The organism is Ornithinibacter sp. (genome assembly GCF_035443565.1).
In the GTDB taxonomy this organism is placed as follows: domain Bacteria; phylum Actinomycetota; class Actinomycetes; order Actinomycetales; family Dermatophilaceae; genus Fodinibacter.
The window spans coordinates 1-1,275 of the sequence record NZ_DAORSO010000387.1; the positions used below are offsets into that span (position 1 = coordinate 1).

General features: G+C 72.9%; 2 protein-coding genes. Both read left to right on the forward strand.

All coding sequences use genetic code 11. The features are described from left to right. The first annotated feature begins 99 nt into the window (after positions 1-99). On the forward strand, positions 100-876 hold the full coding sequence (pgsA, locus tag PLL68_RS15400) for a CDP-diacylglycerol--glycerol-3-phosphate 3-phosphatidyltransferase (protein WP_324535602.1): 777 nt from the start codon (positions 100-102) through the stop codon (positions 874-876). 5 nt (positions 877-881) lie between these two features. After that, on the forward strand, positions 882-1,275 hold a 394-nt coding region (locus tag PLL68_RS15405; RefSeq protein WP_502910741.1), incomplete at its 3' end, for a CinA family protein.

Genomic DNA, 1,275 nt, shown 5'->3' on the forward strand with positions numbered 1-1,275 from the left:
CCTCGTGCGGGCCGCGGACGGCGCCCTGCCAGCGGTCGGTCAGTTCGTCGAGGGTGAGGTCGTCGACTCGGTGGGGGTCGACCTCGTCGTGGAGGTGCGATGAGCGAGCCGCCGACGGGGGAACAGCCACTGGGTGACAAGGCACTGGGGGACAAACCGCTGCGAGCAGTGCGTCCCGGCCCGCTCGCGCAGGGCCGCGCCACCGACCCCTATCGGATCGGGGTCGACCCGGCGAGCCCCGCGGTGCCGACGACCGGCCCGAGCGCGTGGAACATCGCCAACTACCTGACGGTCTTCCGGCTGGCCATCGTCCCGGTCTTCGGCTGGCTGCTGCTCGCCGACGACGGGCGCAGTGCGGTCTACCGCTGGGCAGCCTTCGCGGTCTTCGTCGTCGCGATGGTCACCGACCGGATCGACGGCGACCTCGCGCGCAGCCGCGGCCTGGTGACCAACGTGGGGAAGGTGCTCGACCCCATCGCGGACAAGGCGCTGGTCACGATGGCCCTCATCGGGCTGTCCGCGGTCGGCGAGGTGTGGTGGTGGGTCACCATCGTGGTGCTCGTGCGCGAGTGGGGGATCACCGCAGTGCGCTTCTGGGTGATCCGCCACGGGGTCATGGCCGCTGGCCGCGGGGGCAAGGTCAAGACCCTGCTCCAGACGTTCGGCATCGGTTTCTACCTCATGCCGCGGTGGGTGCTGCCCTACCCCGACGTCTGGGAGGCGCTGGCGGCGATCTCGCTCGGTGCGGCAGTGCTCATCACGGTCGTCACCGGTGTCGACTACCTGCACCAGGCGTTGCGGTTGCGCCAGACCAGTGAGCGCGCGGCGAGCAAGCGCGCGGCCCGCGCGGCCCGCCGTGGGGGTCGTGGCGCTTGAACACGGTGCCCGAGCGGCCGGATGCCGGGGTGTCGGATGCCGGGGTGTCGGATGCCGGTGCGCCCGCTGTCGTCGCCGGCTTGCGTGACCTCGGGCTCACCGTCGCGACGGCTGAGTCGCTCACCGGAGGGCTGGTCTGCGCCGCGCTGACGAGTGTCCCCGGGGCATCGAGCGTCGTGCGCGGCGGGGTGGTCGCCTACGCCAGCGAGGTCAAGGCCACCGTGGTGGGCGTCGACGCGGGCGTGCTGGCCCGTGAGGGCGCGGTGTCCGCCGCGGTCGCGGGTGAGCTCGCGGCGAGGGTACGGGCCGTCATGGGTTGCGACGTGGGCGTGTCGACGACCGGGGTGGCCGGCCCCGACCCGGCCGACGGACGGCCACCGGGGACGGTGTTCATCGGTG

Bases quoted from the DNA above. Each gene is read 5' to 3' on its own strand.
- pgsA (WP_324535602.1), top strand. From the start codon at position 100: ATGAGCGAGCCGCCGACGGGGGAACAGCCACTGGGTGACAAGGCACTG.